Source organism: Croceifilum oryzae, from assembly GCF_030814315.1.
In the GTDB taxonomy this organism is placed as follows: Bacteria; Bacillota; Bacilli; order Thermoactinomycetales; family Thermoactinomycetaceae; genus Baia; species Baia oryzae.
Genome location: NZ_JAUSUV010000002.1, coordinates 231,047 through 249,391, shown reverse-complemented (window position 1 = coordinate 249,391; position 18,345 = coordinate 231,047). Strand labels below are relative to the sequence as shown.

Genomic DNA, 18,345 nt, shown 5'->3' with positions numbered 1-18,345 from the left:
CCTTCTATCTCTCGTTTTCTTGATACGTAATCATTCCATTTAGTAGGGTAAGTACCGGCCATCCTTTACATTTCCAACCCGTGAATGGCGTATTCTTTCCTTTCGAATAGAAGCTTGCAGGATCGATCGCTTTTTCTATCTCTAGATCGATCACGGTAATGTCGGCTCGTTTCCCCTCAGCTAGTTCACCGTATGGGAGCCCAAAGATTTCCGCTGGTTTGCTCGTCATCTTCTCTACTAGCTCAGATAAGAGTAATTCACCTGTTCGAACGAGGTGTGTATACATCAGTGGAAATGCGGTTTCCAGTCCAACGATGCCAAATGGTGCCTTTTCCATGCCCATCGCTTTTTCTTCCAATGTATGAGGCGCGTGATCCGTAGCGATGATCTCGATCGTACCATCTTTCAAGCCAGCAATGAGTGCAGCGCGGTCTTCAGCTGACCGAAGCGGTGGATTCATCTTATACAGCGGATCCATCCCTGGGATATCTCCATCGGTAAGCAGTAAATGGTGTGGCGTTACTTCCGCTGTTACCTTCTGTCCACGCGATTTCGCTTCTCTCACAAGTCGAACCGATTGTTCTGTACTAATGTGGCAAACATGATAGTGAACCCCCACATCTTCCGCTAATAAGATGTCTCTACCTACATGAATCGCTTCTGCTTCATTAGGAATGCCTGGCAACCCGTGTTTTTTAGCAAACTCTCCATCATGGACACAACCATTTTTCGCAAGTGTATCATCCTCACAGTGTGCCACAATCGATAAGCCGAGTGCGTGTGCTTTGCGCATTGCTTCCTTCATCATGTGACTACTCTGTACCCCAACTCCATCATCCGAAAGTGCAACGATTCCTGCTTCCTTCATTGCTTTGAAATCCGTTAGCTCTTGCCCTAATTCTCGGACGGTAATCGCCCCAAGTGGTAAGACGCGTGCTTTTCCTACACGTTCTGCTTCTTGAATAATGTTTTCCACCGTTTCCGGTGTATCGATGACAGGTCTTGTATTGGGCATACACGCAATCGTCGTAAAACCACCACGTGCCGCCGCTAAGCTTCCTGTCTCAATCGTTTCTTTCTTTTCAAATCCAGGCTCCCGAAGATGGACATGCATATCGATCAACCCCGGAATAACTAGCTTACCTGCGAGTGGAATCACTTGAACTCCGTCTTCCACTTGAATTTCAGTAGCGATCTGTATAACCTTGCTTCCCTCAATTAAAATATCTTTTTGAACTAGGTTGTTATCCTTGCTTAGTATTTGCCCATTTTGTAGTAATAATCGCATTTTAGTGTCCTCCTCTTTCTAAATAGGCCCGTTCTAGTACAGCCATCCGAATCCAAACGCCATTATGCATCTGGGTAAAAATCTTAGATCGTGGATGTTCCACTACTTCATCTGCAATCTCGACACCACGATTCATCGGTGCCGGGTGCATCAGGATTGCATGAGGCTGCATCTGATCAAAATGTGACTGAGTCATACCGTAACTTTGTAAGTACGCCTCCGCCCCTTCAAACAAACTTTGTTCATGGCGCTCTAATTGCACCCTAAGCAACATCACCACATCTGAACTTCGAATCGCTTCCTCAAACTCCACATAACGAACATGTTTCTCAATCTCGGCATCCCTCATCATAGGAGGTCCACTCACGACTACTTCTGCCCCAAACTTCTGCAGGGCCCAAATGTTTGAACGCACCACACGACTATGTTTTAAATCCCCGATAATCGCGACACGCAATCCACTCACTTCGCCGAATTGTTGCCAGATGGTGTAGAGGTCTAATAAAGCTTGCGTCGGATGCGCCCAAGATCCAGCACCTGCATTAATCAGTGTACAGCCTGTATCTTGCTTCGCTAATTCGGCAATACATTTTTCATTTCGATGACGCATGACAACCGCCTCTACTCCAATCGAAGAGAGTAATTTCACTGTATCATACATCGTTTCGCCTTTCGTCGTACTGGAGACTTCTTCGCTAAAGTTAAGTATGTTTAGACCAAGCCGTTTTTCTGCAACCTCGAAGGAGAAACGGGTACGCGTGCTTGGTTCGAAAAAGAGATTGGCTACAAAGCGATTTTGAAACGTTTTCGCATTCTCTTCATGATGTTCTTCAAAAAAGCGCGCGCGATTCAGCAAACCTTGCATCTCTTCTTTACTGAGAAATTCCGTATCCAACAAATGCTGATATGGTTTCATCATGAATGCCCTCCTTCGTTCGAATGATCGTTCTTATATAAAAAAACTCTTTACCAGTTGGCAAAGAGTTAGGTGTCTACACGGAATAAGCCTACTTAGTGTGGTTCATTTGGCCCGTTCTATACGTACCACGAACCCTATTCCGTGTCATCCTTTCCCTTTGCCAGTCTCTCTGGACTATCTTAAAAGGGTGCTCTATTTTATTGTAAAGGTCGTTACTCTTGTTCACGAAGGGTGACTGAATCTGTCAAACCGTCCACTTCACTCACGACTACTGAAATGATCTCACTACGCGAAGTAGGAACGTTTTTTCCGATAAAATCTGGACGAATCGGCAATTCTCTATGCCCGCGATCAATCAAGACCGCTAGTTGGATCAACTGTGGGCGTCCTACGTCGATTAGTGCATCCATCGCCGCGCGAATCGTTCGTCCTGTAAACAGTACGTCGTCCACAAGGATTACTCTTTTTCCGATGATATCGGGTATCGAGGTCTCGCGAACATGAGGATGCTCACTTTTCTCAGAGAGATCGTCGCGATACAGAGTGATATCCAACTCACCAATCGACAACTCTTTCCCTTCGATTTGCTTAATTCTCTCGGCAAGGCGCTCAGCTAGTGTTACACCACGCGTCTTAATCCCGACTAATACCATATCCTCTACGCCTTTGTTTCGTTCTAAGATCTCGTAAGCGATTCGGGTCAAGGCCCGACGGATTGCCGCCTCGTCTAAGATGACTTTTTCCACATTTATCCTCCTTTCGGGCAAAAAAATGCTTCTTGTCCTAGCTAGACAAGAAGCACAAGTGGACAAACGCCACCCATTCATATCCGTGCCCTTGCCAGCCTCTCTGGACTGGATTTAAAGGTTCTGATCTTCCTTACTCATTATGACGAAGTTTTAGTAACCTGTCAATGAAAAGAGCACCCTCAAAATAAAAACTCAGTCGAGGGTGCTTCATCACCATTATTGGACGCTCAAGCTCGCTTTTTTCACAAAGTTTACTTGCATCATATGCTTAATTACCTTCTCCAAATACGTTTCATCCAGCGTCGGATACACAAAGTGAATCTGTTGTAAATAATGACGCGTTAGAGATGAATCAACTTCAACCCATGTGCTCGGATCTGTAGAAGCATGTTGTCCGTATGCTACTAATCCGGCAAGAACTTCGCTTCTCTCGCTTTTCAAAATCTCCTTGATTAACTCATCCGCTTCCTCAGCACTCGGAATCTGAACATCCACTCCAAGACGATGGAATGCATTATATAGCTTTTCGCAAGGTACACGACGATGATTAAAGATGTGGAACACCCGATTGGCTGATTCCTTCGTACGAGCAATATTTACGATCGCTCGAGCACAGAGATCCACAGGTGTATACTCAATCGTTTGACCTACCATTTGTGGAATGATCATTTTCATATCCACAAAAGACTTCATCGTGAGATAAAACATATTTTCATCGATATTCTCTTGAAACACACCATCTGTCATTCTTCCGGTTAAGTTACCAACCCGGTATATAGAAGCTCTCAACCCTTGATTCATCGCATCAAAAATCACTTTTTCCGCTTCAAACTTACTTCGCACATAGACATTATCTAGATAGTCTTGTCCGATGTAAAAGTCGCTTTCGGTGAATACAGGAGGTTTTTCACTACCTTCTACACTCAATCCGGAAACACTCACAGTCGAAACGTGATGGAATGAAAGATCATGCTCTCGACAGAAGGCTACTGCATTTTCTACACTTTGTACATTTGTCCGTCTAAACTCCTCATACTCTCCAAAGTGCTTTACCAACGCCGCAGTATTTACAACTGTATCAACTGTTTGGCTTACATCTTCATATTCCTTGGACTCTAAGCCAAATTTTTCTCGGGTCAGATCTCCTTTTAGAACATGAACCCGATCCAAAACTCCACTCTGTTCTTCACTGAGAAGTTCCGGGAAATAGAAGCGAATCTTATTTCGGAATCGCTTCTCTGCCTCTTGTTTATCTACACCTCGTACCACACAATAAATGGTAGCAGAAGTCGTACTTAGTAGCTCATGAAGGATATGCGCCCCTAAGAATCCCGTTGTACCCAGTAATAAAATGTTTCTCATCACACACTTATCGCCACTTAGTTCGATCTCAGATAAAGATACCCGTCGATCTGTGGTTATTTCCGGCAAAAACGGTTCGGGTTCTGCTTGGACCTCCAGATCCCCTGCCACTTTCCGAGCCATTTCCTCAATGGTTTTCAGCGCGTAGAAATCTTTGATGCTTAAATCCCAATCATATTCATAAACTCCAGCCAACACCTTGATCATCGAAAGCGAATGTCCACCTAGATCAAAGAAATTATCCTGAATCCCGACTCGCTCCACTCCTAGAACCGTTTGCCAGATAGTAGCGAGCTTCTCCTCGATTTCATTGGAAGGTGCTACATAATTCTCATTACAATCCATCGACATATCAGGTGCAGGAAGAGCACGATAATCAACTTTCCCATTGGCAGTGGTTGGAAGTTGGTCTAGCTTTACAAAGTAGGCAGGAATCATATAATCAGGAATCTTAGACTTTAGAAAATCACGAAGTTCATACTTCGAATACTCTCCTCCTGCTAAAGCCACATACCCACAAAGGTACGCTTCCTCCTTATCGTTTCTCGCTATGACGGTTGCATCCTTCACAGCCGGATGAGCAAGTAAACAGTTGGTAATCTCCCCTAATTCAATGCGATATCCCCGAATCTTCACCTGGTTGTCGATCCGTTCCATAAATTCAATCGTACCATCCGACAACCATCTAGCACGATCCCCCGTTCGATACATCTTGGTTCCGGGAATAAACGGATTATCCAAGAATTTCTCTTCGGTCAAATCAGGTCTCTTCCAATAACCTCGTGCAATTCCTTCCCCACCAATATAAATCTCGCCCGGTACGCCAATTGGTTGAAGACCCTGATCTTCATTTAAAATATAAATCTGTTTGTTCACAATAGGCTTCCCAATCGATGGTTTCGTCTCGCCCGGTTTACATATTCCTACAGATGCATCCACCGTTGTCTCAGAAGGTCCGTACGCATTCAGGAACGTCCGATTTTCTCCCCATGTTTGAACCACATCGCTTGTAAGAACTTCTCCTCCGGTACTAATCGTATGAAGGAGAGGCAGTTCCTCATAAGGCAATTGCTTCAAGAAGGATACAGGGACGAAATGAATGATGGTAATCTCTTTTCTCTTCAGCCAATGAACCAGTGCCGAACCCGAGAGCATCGTCTCCCTACTTGGGATATAGAGACTGGCACCTGTTAACAAGCTATAAAAGATATCCCCTACTGAGGAGTCAAAGCTTATGGAAGCCAACTGCAATACTCGCTCTCCAGCTTTCATTCCATAGGTTCCAGCATTTAATGCTAGATTATGTACCGCCTGATGTTCGATCATAATTCCTTTCGGCTTACCCGTTGAACCCGAAGTATAGATGATATACGCTAAGTCCTTGGCTTGATTGATTGGTTCCAGAGTCCTTGGCTCACCATTATAAATAGATGCATCATCAATGAATAACACTTCGCCACGATACGTTGTTGGAGGCTTGATCTCTTGCTGAACTAACAATAGCTTCACATCACAATCCTCTAACATGTACTCAATCCGATCTTCTGGATAGCTAGGATCAATTGGGAGATACGCTCCTCCTGCTTTTAAAATCCCAAACAATCCTACGATCATCTCCAACGAGCGTTCTACCATAAGCCCCACAATTTTTTCACGACCTACACCGCGAGCACGAAGTTCGTAAGCTAATTGATCAGCACGCCTACTTAGCTCCCGGAAAGTTAGTTCCTCATCTTCAAAAGCAATCGCAACTCGATCCGGATATTGATGTACCTTTTCCTCAAATATCTCCATAATCGTTTGCTCTTTTTCATACGGAATCATCGTACCGTTAAAGCTTTGAAGAATCTCTGCTTCCTGTTGCGTTAGCATATTCAATACCCCGATTTTGCTCGTCGGATCTTGACATACGTGATTCACAAGCTGAACCAAATGACCCGCCATTCGCTCGATTGTTTCGCGTTTAAATAGATTTACATCGTATTCAAAGCTGAAGCAGAGCTTGTCTCCTTTTTCTACAGCATCCAAGGTAAGATCAAATTTGGCTATGTTATACTCTTGTTCATAAGGAGAAAGCCTACTATCGTCTAGTACGATCTCTGGGATATCGATATCTTGCATCGAAAACATCGTATCAAAGAGCGGATTTCGACTAAGATCCCTTGGTACATTTAGCTTTTCAACCACTTCTTCAAACGGATAATCCTGATGTTTGTACGCCTCTAATGCATGCTCCTTCACTTCACTCAGGAGCTGAACAAATGTTTTTTCACTGCTGGGATAGTTTCGGATCGCCAGTGTATTCACGAACATTCCTACCATATTCTCTACATCAGGATGAGGCCTTCCCGCAATCGGTGAACCTATAATGATGTCTTCCTGCGCGCTATACTTATGAAGCAATGTTGTGTATAAAGTTAGTAGAGTCATATACAAAGTCGTATCTTGTTTACGGACCAGTTGCTTCAATTTGCGTGTCGTTTCCTCACTTAACTGAATTTCCACCATGGATCCTTCAAAACCACGGACCAGCGGTCTTGGATAGTCAGTTGGTAGATTTAACACAGGAAGTTCCCCCGCTAACGCCTCAAGCCAGTACTTCTCTTGTTGCAATGACCAGTCGGTTCCTTGTAGCCCCTGCTGCCACATCGCATAATCTTTATACTGAATCCGAAGCTCCGACAAGTCTTCTCCCCTATATAATTGCATGAGCTCATAAAAGAGGATACTCGTAGAAATACCATCTGAAATAATGTGGTGCATATCCAATAAAAAGAGTGCTTCATCTGGCGATAATGTTATCCACGAAGCCCTAAGTAACGGAGCCTGACTTAAATCAAATGGGCGATGGAATTCTTCTACCACCTGTTTCGCTTCTGACTCTGTCGACTTATTTCGCATCATCAAGAAAGATACTTCTGATGAAATCCTTTGATGAGGCTTTCCTTCTACCATTTTGAACGAGGTTCGGAGTGATTCATGTCGCTTGATCAGCTGACATAGCGCCTCTTCCAATCGATCTACATCTAGACTTCCTTTCACACGCATCATCATCGGAATATTATAGCTAACCGAATCAGGATCCATTTGCTGAATGAGGTACATCCGTCTCTGAGCAGAAGAAACCGGGTAATATTCCTTACATGCAACAACCGGGATTGAAGCGTACATAGTCGGAGTAGCCTCCTGAATCTGTTTCGCCATATGCTTCAGAGTCGGAGTGACAAATACTTCTTGCAATGAGAAATCAATTTCAAACTCTTTTTGTATCTGAGTCACTAATCGCATTGCTTTTAGCGAGTGTCCACCTAGATCAAAGAAATTGTCCTCAATCCCTACTTGCTCCACACCCAAGACTTCCTGCCAGATGTTTGCTAATTTCGCCTCGACTTCATTGGTTGGCTCTACATAGTTGCCAGACTGACTTGTTTGATCTGGTTCTGGTAGCGAGCGTACATCGATCTTTCCATTCACAGTTAATGGAAATTCATCCATAGCGACAAACGTGGGAGGAATCATATAACCCGGTAAATTCTTCGCTAAATGGCGTTTAATCTCCTCATTATCGGGACTTCCTACTATATAAGCACAGAGGTAAGGCTGATTCTTCTCATCAAATCGAGGGATCACAACTGCCTCTTTCACAGCTGGATGTAGTAAGAGCTGGGAAGTGATCTCACTTAATTCAATTCGATAACCGCGAATCTTTACTTGATTGTCCGTTCGACCTAGGTATTCGATATCCCCATTCGGGAGCCATCTCACCAGATCACCCGTCCGGTACAATCTCTCCCCTGGTACAAATGGATGATCGATAAACTTTTCTGTTGTCATCTCTGGATTGTTTAGATACCCTCTTGCTAATCCATCTCCGCCTATACAAAGTTCTCCCGCTACCCCAATCGGTTGAAGCTGCCTATGTGAATTCAGCACATAGACACTTACATTATCAATCGGTTTCCCAATCGGGATGTTCACCATCTGCTCATTTACAACGTAAGCAGTTGTAACAACTGTACTTTCCGTCGGACCATAGCTGTTTATCACTTTATAATCCCGTGGCGTATACTTAGTCAGTTTATCGCCGCCGGTAAGAAGAATCCGTAATGAATGATTCTCCCATTCCATAAAATGTTCACAAAACTGTGTAGGTAAAAAGCTAATCGTGATCTGATTTTGCTCAAAATATTGATTCAATCTGCTTACATCAAGGCGGATCTCATCTGGAATCATATAGATAGCTGCTCCAGAGATCAGATAAGGGAACATTTCCCACACAGAAGCATCGAAGCCGAAACTAGCAAACTTAGCCGTACGATCTGCTTTCGTCACTTCAAACTCTCGAATATGCCAACATGACAGATTGACCAAAGAACGATGTTCAACCAATACACCCTTAGGTCTTCCAGTTGATCCTGACGTATAGATCACATAAGCCGCATTCTCCGCTGTCACTTCACTCATGGGTGCAAGCGTACTCTCTAACGAAATGATCTCCTGATCTCGATCCAAGCAGATCACGTCCATTTCTGCCGGCACCCAGCCTCGCAACTCTTCCTTTGTGATCATGACTTGAATCCTTGCATCTTCCGCCATATACAAAAGTCTGCTTTCAGGATGTGTAGGATCTAGCGGAACATAAGCTCCTCCTGCTTTTAAAATCCCTAACATCCCCATAACCATCTCTACAGATTGCTCCACACACAAACCGACTAGTGATTCTGGACCAATTCCCCTCTTCTGCAAATAGTGAGCCAGTTGATTCGCCTTTTCATCTAACTCACGGAATGTAAGCTGTTGTTCTTTATAGACAACTGCTATATCCTCTGGTGCGCACTTTACCTGCTTATCGAATAGCTCATGAATGGTACTTTCTCGCGGATACTCTGTTTGAGTACGATTCCAGTCCTCCAATAACTGCTTTTGTTCTGACTCAGGCACCAAACATACTTCCGAAATAAGACCATCTGGATGGTCCAAAAAAGAACGAACCAATTGGTCAAAATAGGTAGTAAACCTCTTTACTGTATGTACATCCAACACATCATGGTTATATTCAAAGTGGCAACAAATGCGGTCTTCCTCTTCTTCAGCGTGAAGGGAAAGGTTAAATTTTGGATTTTGTTTCACTATTTTGATGGGTTCAAATGGTAAACCATGCACATCAAACAAGTTAGTAGCATTTCCAAGAGCAACTGCCCCATTTTGTTTCCACGCTTTTTGTAATACGAAGACCGTTTGAAAAATAGGATGATGACTACTATCTTGAGTTGATACACATTCCTCCACCATCTTGGAAAAAGGAAAGTCTTGGTATTGTAGACACTCATCCATTTCTTCACGCACACGATCTAGTAGATCTCGGAAAGAATCTTTTTTAGAAAGCTGAATTCGAATGGGTAACATGTTAACAAAATAACCAGCTGTCATCCGAAAGTCTTTCTTTTTTCGCCCGAATCGCGGAGTCCCGATCATGATATGTTCCTGACCAGTCAATCTAGATAGCAAAGCCGAATAGAGAGAAAACAAGACTGTATTAACTGTAGAATGATGCTCTTGACAAAAATCACGTAACTCCCGTGTCGTTTCTTCATGTAACGAAAATGAAAATTCACTACCTTGTTCTTGTGGTGTAGAAGGAGGATTCGGATTCGTCGGTAAACTTAATATAGGAAGTTCGTCCGAGAGTTTCTTTTTCCAAAAACGAGTCGCTTCTTCCCTCTGTTCTCCTAGAACAACATCCTTTTGCCAAGTAACAAAATCGGAATATTGGGTCATTACTGGACCTAACTGTAACTCAGATCTTTCACAAAAATGTTTATAAAAAAGACCAACTTCATCCAACATAAGAGAAAGAGTCCAGCCATCTATCAAAATATGATGACAAACAAAGTGTAGGATATACTTCTCATCTGAAATACGAAGCACGCGAACTCTAAAAGCTATACCTTCTTCTAAAACAAATGGTCTACGAGCTTCTGACGAAAAATAATTTCGCAGAAACACATCATCTGCATCCTCCATATCCAAACACTCAAAATCGAAAATAGGTTCCCGATAAACCTTTTGTACAGGTTCCTGCTCTAAAACAAAAATAGATCGAAAAACTTCATGCCTCTTCATGAACTCAATAAAAGAACGGCGTAAGTTTTCGACATCAACCCTTGTATGTATATACCAAGCAAGTGGTTCGTTGTATGTAGATTGATCGGAGTTTACCTGATAATGAATAAAGATTAGCTTTTGACCTTCCGATAAAGGATATTCCTTTATAAAATCTTTACTAGACATCAATAATTCCCCCTATTTTATCGGATAACTATAGATTTAATATTATATAATGTTTATAACATTAGGAAATTTTATCTCCTTATCTACATTATCCATCATATGTACAAAGTAACTATCCTTCATATCCGCTCTATTCCCCTTTAATACAGCGAAGCGTCAGTTAATTGGACTTGATTTTTTATCCTTACTTTAAACCCCATCAGATAGTAGCACATATAAAATACCATTACAACCAATTTTATATTTTATTACATTATTTTAAATTCGTCATTAATAAAATTTTAGTTTTAATTAAATAAATTTAAAGAACAAAGAAACCATCATACTGACTCGCTCGTCACTCCATATGAGTCTGTTTTTAGACTGTCCATTAATAGGGAAATCCTTTAATATAAAAATAGGAGTGATTTTCCATGAAAAAACCATTTTGGCTTCTTTTTTCTGCAGACGTACTTGTAGTGCTAGGCGAAGCAATTGGGCTTTTTTGTATCGAAGTTCTTCTGTTCCAAAAGACCGGTTCAACAGGTCTGATGGGGAGCCTTGTTTTCTGCTTTGTACTCCCTGAAACCGTCCTTCGATTACTCGGGACAGGCTTTATTGATCGTTTTAATCGGATTACATTAATGAGTACTTTAAACATCATACGTGGCGTGGTGATCAGCGGACTTTGTATCTCTCTATTACTAGGAACCTTTCACATCTGGTTATTCTTTATTGCCGCTATGATCTTAGGTTCTTGCGCTGCTCTATTTTTACCTGCTGGGATGGCATTAATCCCTAGTTTGCTAGAAAAAGATCAGCTAGTACGAGGATATTCGTTGCTAGAATCATTTTCCTCATCCGCTCGCGTATCGGGTCCATTAGTTGCTTCCTTTTTTATCGCATGGTCAGGTGCTGAATCCGGGATGTGGATTTTTGCAGGGAGCGTGTTTTTGGGAAGTATTTTAATTGGATTCATTAAAAATTCATCACAAGAAACTCTCGAAAAATCCACTAAGAATTCTACCATATCTTTCTCCCAAATCAAAAAAGACATCGGGGAAGGATTTTCATTCTTCCGCCAGATCCCTGCTCTAACTGTAGTTATGCTGTTAGCGGCCGTGACTACCATGGGCATGGCCATGTGGTTTATGTTACTCGTCCCCTACGGACAAAAGGTCTTACACATTAACTACACACAGATTAGTTTATTAAGTTCCTCTTTTTTTGTAGGAATTATCTGTGCTGCTTTCATAACTGGATGGATTGGGAATGTGCACTCTCGAAGTAAATTCATGATGGGAAGCTTGATTTCAACGGGGGTTTTTACCTGTCTCATCTCTTTTACGACCAACTATTACCTTGCCTTATCCTTCTTTTTCTTACTAGGAATGACCATGCCTTTCTTTAACACTCATAGCCAATCTATTTTCGCACAGTTAATCCCCGATAGTCATCTGGGTCGGGTGATGTCTGTTCGGCTTCTACTCGGACAAGGCTGCATTCCGCTTGGAAGCATCACAGGTGGATGGATCTCGGAATGGTTTGGTACTCCGTCTATTTTCTTGATAGCAGGTGCTCTCTCGATCATAGCAGGTATAATCGGTTTATTGATTCCGTGGTTAAATCAGATTGATGGGAATTTAGATAAATTAGCTAGTGAGATCAAGGATAAGTTTGCTCCTATTCCTGTGCAGGAGAAGGAAAGCGCATAAAAGCACTATCTAAGTGGAGATTCCGCTTGGATAGTGCTTTTATGCAGACTTGTTGATTAAATTATTTATTGGATGGATGTACCGTGACCACTATATAGTATGTATTGAAATGAAACATAGGCTTTGAAAATACGCATTAGCACCTTATTAAAATGAGAAAAGCGTCCATCGGCAAATATAAACACTATTCATAATATGAAGTAACCCATCGGAAGGAGAAAAAAGCTATGTCTAAATCAAACGAACTTTCTTCATGTAATTGCAAACATGGCCGATGTTGCGACCGTTGCAAACGCCTCGAGCAACGTCTACGACGGTTACTTCGTAGACTACGCAACTCAGTGGGACCAACAGGGCCAACAGGACCTCCAGGAACAGGGCTTCAAGGAGCAACAGGAACATCAGGGCCTCAAGGACCTCAAGGACCTCAAGGGCCAGGGACGCCATGATTTGGATCAATACCGAAAGTCAAATCTAAATCAATCGAACATCCTGATTCGGGAGTAGTTGAATCCATTCGCTCCCAACCCAGACAACGCCTGTGATCCCGAGTAGGAATAGGAGAAATAAGAGATCCCATTTCCCGATGGAGAGTTGATAATAGTAAGTTCGTTTTTGATTTCCTTTGAAGCGTTTGGCTTCCATGGCGACTGCGATTCGGTACGCACGACGGATGCTTTGGGCGAGGAGAGGGACGGCATAGGCGGACAGCTTGCGCTTAAATCCTTTCCATCCCTTTCCGGGTGAAAATCCACGTACTTGGTGAGCCATGCGAATGGTGTGAAACTCGTCCCAAATGATCGGTAAGAGGCGAATGGAAGCCATAAAACTATAAGCAAATTTAGGTGGAAAATGGAGTTGTTGCATCAACGAGTAAAAGAGGCGAACGGGATGAGTAGTACAAACAAAGATTAGCCCGATCAATCCAAAGGTAAGTGCACGAAAGCCAAGATGAACCCCTCGAAAGAAACTTTCTTCAGATACTCGAAAGATCCCCCATTCCCACCATAAGGTACTCCCTTTTCCGTATAACGCCATGGTCAATACAGAGCTCCAAAAGAGCAGGAAAAAAGGAAGGAAAAATAAGAGCGCATATTTTCTGGAAATCCCTGTTCCAAAACAAAAACAAATGATAATCACGATATTGAGCAATAGCATTACATTTAGATTATGGATAAATAAAAGCGCAATCAGAACTCCTAGTAACAGCAGGAGCTTGACACTAGGGTTTACTCGATGAAGCCACGTCTCTTTCGCAATTCCCTCCATCTTCAAGCTCCTTTCCAGACACTCCATTGGAACTCACTTTTTGCAAATGTCCTTTCCCAATCCACCAAATTCGATCCGCATAGTAACGAGCGATTTCCTCGCTATGTGTTACCATCACGATGGTCGTACCGCTTTGACGAAGCTCCTCCAGCCAATTCAGCAATGAAAACGTGTTTTGAGCATCTAATCCAAATGTTGGCTCGTCCAAGAGTAAGATTTGATGATTCTCATGAATCGTCGCACAAACACTAAGTCGTCGCTTCTGACCTACGGATAGCTGGTAAGGATGTTTATGACGATGTTCCCATAGAGAAAACATCTCTAGGCGTTCCTGTACCATTTGATGAATCTCTTCTTCAGTAGGGTCCTTCAAAGCTTGTCGAATGGTATAAGCTACCTCATCCCCTACCGTACTCGCGACAAATTGCAATTCTGGATTTTGAAAGACAAAACCAATCTTTTGCAAATCAGCTCGTGCGATGGGTGATCCTTGGTAGAGTAGCTTTCCTTTGGTTTTCAGCAGTTGACGAATTCCTTGAAGCAAGGTGCTTTTACCCGCTCCATTCTTACCTATCACTGCAATCCATTCACCCTGATACAAATCAGCATGGCTAACTTGTAGTTTCACATCCCCCGAGTGAAGCACTTGAAAGTCTCTTAATGCGAGTAATGGGGAATCTGCTTGACTTGTGACAGAATCATTCGAACGATAAATCAATCGTTCCTCCCAGATACCGGGATACCAGATTCCATATTCTCGTAATTGCTCTTGGTAATTCGCTAAAACTTCCTCTTTCTTCCCATCTGCTAAAATCGTTCCATCGGGGCGAAATAGGACGATACGATCCACTACATCCATCATTTCCTCGATTTTGTGTTCCACGATTAGTAAAGTTTGATCATCTGGAAGCTGACGAATGGTTTCCCATACTTGTTTCGTTCCATCAGTATCTAAAAAAGCCGTTGGTTCATCTAAAAATAATACCTCTGGCTGAAGTGCCATCGCAGAGGCTATTGCCAGGCGTTGTTTCATCCCACCAGAAAGCGTATGGATGGAAGTGTGTACATCTTCTAGATCGAGTCCAACAACAGATACGTATTTTTTGATTTGATCCGGCATTTCTTCTCTCGGAATCTGCAAATTCTCTAATACAAATGCGATTTCTTCATCCACATGAGTCATACAAAATTGAGTATCTGGATCTTGAAATACCACCGCAGTTGATTCAGGCACTACCACTTGCTGCGCTTTCATCGGAACATCTATCGCATGTGGAATCAACCCTGCTAATACTTGAAGCAAGGTCGACTTCCCACATCCTGACGGTCCTAAGAATAAAATCTTCTCTCCTTTTTGGTATTGAAAATCACAATCCCGAAAAAGGAGGCTCTCATCACCTGGAAATTTTAGTCGAAGCTTATGAACTCCATAACCGCCCTTAATCATCGAGTGATCGTACATCTGCCTCTGTACTTCCTCTCACGAGCCCCGTAACCCCTGTTTTCTCTAATGCTTTTGCAAGTCCATACGCAATAACACCTGCAATCAGTACCGATCCCACAAAACGAGCGATGAAGAATAGTCCTAAATTCCACCATACCAACGCATCGATATAACCCTGGAAATAATCAAACACAATCGATCCCGCACAAGAAGCAATGGCCGCTAAACTAACAACCAACACATTTGCCTTTTTATAACGGAATAAAGCAAGAATGAGTTCAGCAAGTAAACCTTGAATCAAGCCATATATTAACGTTGATAATCCCCATTCACTCCCCATGAGAAGCTCACCTGAAGAGGCAGCAGTCTCAGCAAGTAACGCAACGCCCGGCTTTCGAATAATGAGAAAAGCGAGCGGTCCTGCCATAAACCACATTCCATACAACAACTGATCCACATGTAGTCCAATTGGTTTTACAGCCGAGTATATAGGGCTCCAAAGTTTATAAATGACGCCAAATACAAGTGAAATTACGATGGTTACTAGGATGTCGGTAAGTTTTAATCCTTTTTTCATGAGTGTCTCCTCTTTCTTTTTCTTTGTGTTATTGGGTCTGTTGATAAATCAGTCATTTCTTCTAGCCCGGGGCATGTATCTGACCAAAGCTCAAATAGTGAGCCTGCGAGGATGTGGAAAAGCAAGTCCGCTTCGTCTATCGATGCTTCGGGCAAGTGGCAAAAAAAGAATCTGTTCGATCACTAAGCGATGTTAGCAATCCTACTTAGCGTAGTGATCCGTAGCATGGGGCGCTTTTGGTGCAACATGTCTGAGTGCTCTTTGCGAGTTTTGCACCTGCCCCAGCGAAGGATTGCGGAGCGGACAGTTCTACTTCCCCCTGCAGGATTGGTATTGAGCTGTGATCGAACAGACTCTCCCAGCACTGATTATCCAATAGATCGTCAACAAGCTCTTTTTCCTTATTATCTAACATTGTTGTTCCATAACACTTCTCATTCGAATTGCCGCAGACTTAGGATCTTGATCAGAAAGTATAGATGATATAATAGCAAATCCGTCTACAATACCAGGAGGAACTTGTTTTATCATTTCTTCCGTAATACCGCCAATCCCCACAATAGGAATATTGATCGCCTTTCGAATAGATCGTAAGGTATTTAGATGAAGCGGGATCGTATCTGGCTTGGACGATGTAGGGAATAGAGCGCCTACGCCCACATAATCAGCACCTGATCTCTCAGCCTCTAATGCCTCTTCAACACTATGGACCGATACACCAATCTTCGTCATTCCCCCTACGATTGCCCTTGCATATAGAATTCCCTTATCTTCCTGACCAATATGTAACCAATCTGCTTCCACTTCACGAGCGATCTCCACGCGGTCATTGATGGCAAAGGGAATTTTATACTGACGACACAACTGCTTCACTTGCAGAGCCTCTTCGATAAATTGATCATCCGTTATCTTCTTTCGTCGAAGCTGAACGCAAGTTACTCCTCCTTGGATTGCCTTTTCTACACGTGGCAATAGATTAGGTTGCTCATCTGTGACAAGGTAAAGACGAAGATCATTTATGAATCCCATACCTTTCTCCCTCCCTGATCCCATTGATAAAAATGATGAATGGGACTGTGACCATTTCCAATAGGGAAAGCATGACAAATCGCTTGAAATACATACTCTTTCGCCTTTGCGATCGCCTCATCTATCGGCTCACCTAAAGCAAGATAGGCCGCAATAGCAGAAGAAAGGCTACAACCCGTGCCGTGCGTATGCGGGGTCTCAATACGTGGACTGCTAAACTCCTTACCTGTGGAAAGAATATCAACTGCATCCCCGTCCAGATGCCCACCTTTTAGCAGGACCTGTGTATTCATTTTTCCAGCTAGTTCTTTCACCGCTTGTCGCATCTCCGTGGTGGAAGTGATGTTGCATCCAAGCAACACTTCCGCTTCAGGCAAATTAGGCGTAATGAGCGTTGCCATTGGGAGTAGGACGCTTCGCAACGTAGCAATGGAGTCCTCCTGCAATAAGGGGTCTCCAGACTTAGCAATCATAACTGGATCCATCACTACATGAGGCGGTTGATATCGCTGTATGCTCTCTGCAATAACATCCATAATTTCTTGATTCGAAACCATCCCAATTTTCACAGCATCTACTCGGATATCGGAAAACACAGCATCTAGTTGGGATTTTACTATTTGTGCATCGATCTCTTGAATCGCTGTAACCCCCAACGTATTTTGGGCGGTAACGGCGGTAATGACACTCATGCCGTATGTACCCAGTGCAGAAAAAACTTTCAAATCTGCCTGTATCCCTGCTCCACCCCCACTATCACTTCCAGCAATTGTAAGAACATGCTTCCTCTCCACATTTCATCCTTCCTTTCACATAACAAAAAAGCCGCACCTAGACGAGGAGCGACTATTATGTATAAGTCTACTCCACTTCCCTACGCTAGTATCAACTAGATCAGGTTCAAAGGGTCCGGGTTTCTCCCGTCTCAATCGCCTTGATTCCCCTAGTGGCTCGATCCATATGTTATTGGAATGAAACAAGTTCAAAATACCATATTTTCATTTTATCGTCAAATTTTAGAATGTAGTTAAAACCAATTCCCATGGTATTCCATGAAAATAACAAGTAAACTTAATGAAATGATTGTATTGCTTCGATCTGAGGTGACCTCTTGACACAAATGATACTAGAGTTTTTCTCCGCCCTGGGTTTATGGGCCATTCCACTTAGCTTTTTATTTACGGTCCTATTAAATTTACTAGGTGTCATCCCATCCATATTTGTAACTGGAATCAACATCATTCTTTGGGGCCCTTGGTGGGGCTTCTTATTATCATGGTTAAGTGAATTAGTGGGATCTTCACTCGCATTTTGGTTATACCGAAAAGGGGTTCAACAGTGGAAAGGGGAGAAAAAAGGCAATTGGCGTTGGATACAAAAATGTAACTCCCTCCCCAGAGGCAAACAACAGCTCTCACTCCTAACGGTCCGATTAGCTCCCTTCTTCCCATCAGGAGTTGTAAACGTAGCCGGCGCATTTACCAATGTTCGACTGATTGATTTCATCTGGACAACAGGCATCGGCAAAATCCCTTCGATCACACTAGAAGTAGTCACATTCCTCGGATTCCAACAACTTGGTCGGGCTTTACAATGGACCATTTTAGGCTTAGTCGTCGTTGGGATTGTTTTGTGGTGGTATTCGAAGAAGAAGCAAGCTGTTGATTAAAACATGCTTGCAAATGCCTCTCAAAAGGTGGACACTTAATTTATTGTCCGATAT

Annotated in this window: 12 protein-coding genes and 1 riboswitch; of the genes, 3 read left to right on the top strand and 9 right to left on the bottom strand. The window is 42.9% G+C overall.

Going from position 1 to position 18,345, the window contains the following annotated elements; genetic code table 11:
• Window positions 1-4: 4 nt before the first annotated feature.
• The 4 genes from pyrC to J2Z48_RS02925 form a co-directional block, all read right to left on the bottom strand.
• Window positions 5-1,288 carry a dihydroorotase gene (pyrC, locus tag J2Z48_RS02940; RefSeq protein ID WP_307250858.1) on the bottom strand — a complete coding sequence of 428 codons (1,284 nt, stop codon included), beginning with the start codon at window positions 1,286-1,288 and terminating at the stop codon, window positions 5-7.
• Window position 1,289: 1 nt separating this feature from the next.
• Entirely contained in the window at window positions 1,290-2,207 is a 918-nt protein-coding gene (locus J2Z48_RS02935) for an aspartate carbamoyltransferase catalytic subunit (protein ID WP_307250857.1), read from the bottom strand.
• A gap of 212 nt (window positions 2,208-2,419) precedes the next feature.
• Window positions 2,420-2,953: a bifunctional pyr operon transcriptional regulator/uracil phosphoribosyltransferase PyrR gene (gene pyrR, locus J2Z48_RS02930; RefSeq protein ID WP_307250855.1), complete on the bottom strand. Its 534-nt coding sequence runs from the start codon at window positions 2,951-2,953 to the stop codon at window positions 2,420-2,422.
• 219 nt (window positions 2,954-3,172) lie between these two features.
• A complete protein-coding gene (locus J2Z48_RS02925; RefSeq protein WP_307250853.1) occupies window positions 3,173-10,609 on the bottom strand; it encodes a non-ribosomal peptide synthetase in 7,437 nt (2,478 codons plus the stop codon).
• A 413-nt stretch (window positions 10,610-11,022) separates the two neighbouring features.
• On the opposite strand from J2Z48_RS02925, the gene J2Z48_RS02920 reads away from it, so the two are divergent.
• Entirely contained in the window at window positions 11,023-12,303 is a 1,281-nt protein-coding gene (locus J2Z48_RS02920; RefSeq protein WP_307250851.1) for an MFS transporter, read from the top strand.
• Window positions 12,304-12,530: 227 nt separating this feature from the next.
• Window positions 12,531-12,752, top strand: coding sequence for a hypothetical protein (locus J2Z48_RS02915; protein ID WP_307250849.1), 222 nt, complete (start codon window positions 12,531-12,533; stop codon window positions 12,750-12,752).
• Between the two features lie 25 nt (window positions 12,753-12,777).
• On the opposite strand, the gene J2Z48_RS02910 is transcribed toward J2Z48_RS02915, so the two are convergent.
• From J2Z48_RS02910 to thiD, 5 genes are all read right to left on the bottom strand, one after another.
• Window positions 12,778-13,572, bottom strand: coding sequence for an energy-coupling factor transporter transmembrane component T family protein (locus tag J2Z48_RS02910; RefSeq protein WP_307250847.1), 795 nt, complete (start codon window positions 13,570-13,572; stop codon window positions 12,778-12,780).
• On the bottom strand, window positions 13,526-15,034 hold the full coding sequence (locus J2Z48_RS02905; protein ID WP_307250845.1) for an ABC transporter ATP-binding protein: 1,509 nt from the start codon (window positions 15,032-15,034) through the stop codon (window positions 13,526-13,528). Before J2Z48_RS02905 ends, J2Z48_RS02910 begins: the two co-directional genes overlap by 47 nt.
• Complete coding sequence (locus J2Z48_RS02900; protein ID WP_307250842.1) at window positions 15,012-15,593, bottom strand: ECF transporter S component; 582 nt, start codon at window positions 15,591-15,593, stop codon at window positions 15,012-15,014. Before J2Z48_RS02900 ends, J2Z48_RS02905 begins: the two co-directional genes overlap by 23 nt.
• Window positions 15,594-16,001: 408 nt before the next feature.
• Window positions 16,002-16,622, bottom strand: a complete 621-nt coding sequence (gene thiE, locus J2Z48_RS02895) for a thiamine phosphate synthase (RefSeq protein WP_307250840.1) — start codon at window positions 16,620-16,622, stop codon at window positions 16,002-16,004.
• Window positions 16,610-17,416, bottom strand: a complete 807-nt coding sequence (thiD, locus tag J2Z48_RS02890) for a bifunctional hydroxymethylpyrimidine kinase/phosphomethylpyrimidine kinase (protein WP_307250838.1) — start codon at window positions 17,414-17,416, stop codon at window positions 16,610-16,612. Before thiD ends, thiE begins: the two co-directional genes overlap by 13 nt.
• Before the next feature lie 60 nt (window positions 17,417-17,476).
• Window positions 17,477-17,577: riboswitch (TPP riboswitch) on the bottom strand.
• Window positions 17,578-17,742: 165 nt separating this feature from the next.
• On the opposite strand from thiD, the gene J2Z48_RS02885 reads away from it, so the two are divergent.
• A complete protein-coding gene (locus tag J2Z48_RS02885; RefSeq protein ID WP_307250984.1) occupies window positions 17,743-18,291 on the top strand; it encodes a TVP38/TMEM64 family protein in 549 nt (182 codons plus the stop codon).
• Window positions 18,292-18,345 lie beyond the last annotated feature (54 nt).

Excerpts from the sequence above, each read along its gene's own strand:
- J2Z48_RS02910 (WP_307250847.1), bottom strand. The coding sequence starts at position 13,572 with ATGGAGGGAATTGCGAAAGAGACGTGGCTTCATCGAGTAAACCCTAGT.
- J2Z48_RS02925 (WP_307250853.1), bottom strand. The coding sequence starts at position 10,609 with ATGTCTAGTAAAGATTTTATAAAGGAATATCCTTTATCGGAAGGTCAA.
- J2Z48_RS02915 (WP_307250849.1), top strand. The coding sequence starts at position 12,531 with ATGTCTAAATCAAACGAACTTTCTTCATGTAATTGCAAACATGGCCGA.
- J2Z48_RS02905 (WP_307250845.1), bottom strand. The coding sequence starts at position 15,034 with ATGTACGATCACTCGATGATTAAGGGCGGTTATGGAGTTCATAAGCTT.
- J2Z48_RS02900 (WP_307250842.1), bottom strand. The coding sequence starts at position 15,593 with ATGAAAAAAGGATTAAAACTTACCGACATCCTAGTAACCATCGTAATT.
- J2Z48_RS02885 (WP_307250984.1), top strand. The coding sequence starts at position 17,743 with ATGATACTAGAGTTTTTCTCCGCCCTGGGTTTATGGGCCATTCCACTT.
- J2Z48_RS02920 (WP_307250851.1), top strand. The coding sequence starts at position 11,023 with ATGAAAAAACCATTTTGGCTTCTTTTTTCTGCAGACGTACTTGTAGTG.
- J2Z48_RS02935 (WP_307250857.1), bottom strand. The coding sequence starts at position 2,207 with ATGATGAAACCATATCAGCATTTGTTGGATACGGAATTTCTCAGTAAA.
- pyrC (WP_307250858.1), bottom strand. The coding sequence starts at position 1,288 with ATGCGATTATTACTACAAAATGGGCAAATACTAAGCAAGGATAACAAC.
- thiE (WP_307250840.1), bottom strand. The coding sequence starts at position 16,622 with ATGGGATTCATAAATGATCTTCGTCTTTACCTTGTCACAGATGAGCAA.